We start from the raw sequence: 3116 nt of genomic DNA, 5'->3' as shown, positions 1-3116 counted from the left end.
TGCCAAAGCCGAAGTGTCACAATATGAATCACACAAAATGCCGATTCGGGAATCCCCGACATCAGATGTGTGCATGCTCTAGGGCCTTCGCCGGGACCCATACGCCGCAGCGGTAATTATTGAGCACAATGGGAGACGGCTTCTTTCAACAACAGATGACCGGATGGGTCCCGGCTCAAGGCCGGGACGACGTAAACCCTACCCCGTCTTGATCCAGACCGCCTTGACGTTGAGATACTCTTCCAGGTGCTGCTTGCCTGACTCGCGGCCGTAGCCGCTCATCTTGTAGCCGCCGAACGGCACCGCCGGGTCCATCGCCTGGTAGCAGTTGACCCAGACCGAGCCGGCGCGCAGCGATTTTGCCACCTGGTGCGCCTTGCTGACATTGGTGGTCCAGACGCCGCTGCCCAATCCGAACGTGGTGGCGTTGGCGCGCGCGATCAGTTCGTCGGTGTCCTTGAACGAGATCGCCGAGATCACCGGGCCGAAGATTTCCTCCTGCGCGATCCGCATATTGTCCTGCACGTTGGCGAACACCGTCGGCGCCACGAAATAGCCCTTCGACAGCGCGCCTTCGGTCAGCGGCGTACCGCCGGTCAGCGCCTTGGCACCCTCCTGCTGGCCGATCGAGAGATAGCCGGAAACGCGCTTCATCTGCTCCGCCGACACCAAGGGTCCGATCTGGGTGTTGGGATCGAGGCCGTTGCCGACCTGCAGCTTCTTGCCGAATTCGGCGACGCGGCCGACGAACTCGTCATAGATCTTGTGTTCGACGAACAGGCGCGTCCCCGCGCTGCAGATCTGGCCGGAATTGGCGAACACCGCCATCGCCGCGCCCGGCACCGCCGCATCGAGGTCGGCGTCGGCGAACACGATGTCCGGCGATTTGCCGCCGAGCTCCAGCGACACGCGCTTGAGGTTGCCGGCGGAGGCCCTGACGATGGCTTGCCCGGTGACATGCGAGCCGGTGAAGGCGACCTTGTCGACGCCGGAATGCGAGGACAGTGCCGCGCCCGCGGTCTCGCCGTAACCAGGCACCACGTTGACGACGCCGGGCGGGATGCCGGCCTCCATGCAGAGCTCGGCCAGCCGCAGCGAGGTCAGCGGCGATTCCTCGGCCGGCTTCAGGATCACGGTGCAGCCGGTCGCGATCGCCGGACCGATCTTCCAGACGCTGGCGCTGAGCGGGCCGTTCCAGGGAATGATCGCGCCGACGACGCCGACCGGCTCCTTCAGCGTGTAGGAGAAGATGTCGCCGGGCAGCGAGTTCTCGATCGTCTCGCCATGCAGCGCGGTGGCCTGGCCCGCATAATACCTGAGCATGCCGAGCACGCGCAGCCGGTTGCCGCGGGTGCGGCTGATCGGCGCGCCCATGTCGAGCGTATCGAGCTGCGACAGCTCCTCGAAATTCTTCTCGACGAGATCGGCGAGCTTCAACAGCAGGTTCTGCCGCTCGAACGGCTTGACCTTGCTCCACGGACCCTCGAAGGCCCGCCGGGCTGCCGCCACCGCGCGGTTGATGTCCTCGGCGTCGCCCTCGGCTACCGTGGCGAGCAGTTCGCCGGTCGCCGGGTTATGGGTCTCGAACTGCTTGCCGGAGGCCGCATCGACCCACTGGCCGTCGATCAGCATCTTCTTGTAGGAACCATCCGCATAGGGGTGGCGCGTGATCGGAATTGCCTGTGATACAGCCATGTATTTACTCCCTTGGATCGATAGCCGTTCTTGTGATGAAGATCGTTATATCTGGATAACTATAGCGTCGGGCTCCGAACCGTAAAGCGGAACGAGCCTCCGGAAGCGGGACGGGAAATGAAGACCTGCCATGCCGGTTCGTACGTGCCGATATTGTCCTGATGAAGATTTGCGCTGATAAGTAGTGTAACCCGATTTGTGTCCGGAGGAAGTCTGCATGCCCCACCCTGCCATGTCCACCAATCATGTCGCCGTGATCACCGGAGGCGCGTCCGGCATCGGGCTGGCGGCCGCGATGCGGTTCGCCGGCCTCGGCATGAAAGTCTGCATTGCCGATATCGGCGCCGCGCGGCTGGCGGAGGCTGCCACAAAACTGTCGTCTGTCGCCAAGGGCGGCGACGCCGATGTGATGACCGCCGAGGTGGATGTCAGCCGGTTTGAGGACGTCGCCAGGCTCGAAGCTGCGGTGCAGAAGCGGTTCGGCGGCACCGACATCCTGATGAACAATGCCGGCATCGGCCCCGACAGCAACAGCTTCGGTCCGCTGGAGAACTGGCAGCGCATTCTGAACGTCAACCTCTGGGGCATTATCCACGGCACCCAGGTTTTCGCGCCGCACATGATCGAACGCGGACGGCCCGGGCTCATCATCAATACCGGCTCCAAGCAAGGCATTACAACGCCACCCGGCAATCCCGCTTACAATGTCTCCAAAGCCGGGGTGAAAGCACTGACCGAGGCGCTGCAGCATGAGCTGCGCAACACCGAAGGGTGCCAGATCAGCGCGCACCTGATGATCCCCGGTCACGTCTTCACCGCCCTCACCTCCCGCGGCCGCACCGAGAAACCTGATGGTGCCTGGACGCCCGAGCAGACCGTCGACTTCATGATTGAACGCATCGATGCCGGCGATTTCTACATCCTGTGCCCCGACAATGACGTGCCGCGGCAACTCGACGAACGGCGCATGCTGTGGGCCGCCGGCGATATCGTCGAAAACCGCCCGGCGCTGTCGCGCTGGCACAAGGATTATGCGGAGGCATTTGCGCGGTTTGTGAAGGGGGAATGATTTCACTCGACGTCGTCCCGGCCTTGAGCCGGGACCCATACCGCGTGATGCTCATTGTTGCAGAAGGTCGCTAACGCCAGTGCTCTCATCGATGGGCCGCGGCGTATGGGTCCCGGCTCAAGGCCGGGACGACGGCGGTGTTTGTATCTGCACCGTCATCCAAACGCAGTTTCGCATTCTCGCGACGCATTACGCCCGAGCTATGCCAGAAACTTCCCGCCCTCCAATGAGAGGGCGCAGGGAAGACCGGGTGCGCGCTGCACCCGCGGTCCCGCGTGCGGTTTGCACTAAAAAGGCTGCACACGAGCATACAGGGCAGCGGTGAACACCCGGCCTTCCCTGCGCAATGGCT

Annotated in this window: 2 protein-coding genes; one reads left to right on the top strand and one right to left on the bottom strand. The window is 63.2% G+C overall.

All coding sequences use genetic code 11. From position 1 onward, the window contains the following. Positions 1–198: 198 nt before the first annotated feature. Entirely contained in the window at positions 199–1695 is a 1497-nt protein-coding gene (locus JQ574_RS34705; protein ID WP_212215245.1) for an aldehyde dehydrogenase family protein, read from the bottom strand. A gap of 217 nt (positions 1696–1912) precedes the next feature. On the opposite strand from JQ574_RS34705, the gene JQ574_RS34700 reads away from it, so the two are divergent. Further along, positions 1913–2764: an SDR family oxidoreductase gene (locus tag JQ574_RS34700; protein WP_212215244.1), complete on the top strand. Its 852-nt coding sequence runs from the start codon at positions 1913–1915 to the stop codon at positions 2762–2764. Positions 2765–3116: the final 352 nt, after the last annotated feature.

Origin of the sequence: Bradyrhizobium sp. AUGA SZCCT0158 (genome assembly GCF_018130065.1) — a bacterium.
In the GTDB taxonomy this organism is placed as follows: Bacteria; Pseudomonadota; Alphaproteobacteria; order Rhizobiales; family Xanthobacteraceae; genus Bradyrhizobium.
This window is presented reverse-complemented; position numbering and strand designations above follow the sequence as displayed.

What these genes read in the sequence shown, in the direction of transcription:
- JQ574_RS34700 (WP_212215244.1), top strand. Translation starts at nt 1,913, where the DNA reads ATGCCCCACCCTGCCATGTCCACCAATCATGTCGCCGTGATCACCGGA.
- JQ574_RS34705 (WP_212215245.1), bottom strand. Translation starts at nt 1,695, where the DNA reads ATGGCTGTATCACAGGCAATTCCGATCACGCGCCACCCCTATGCGGAT.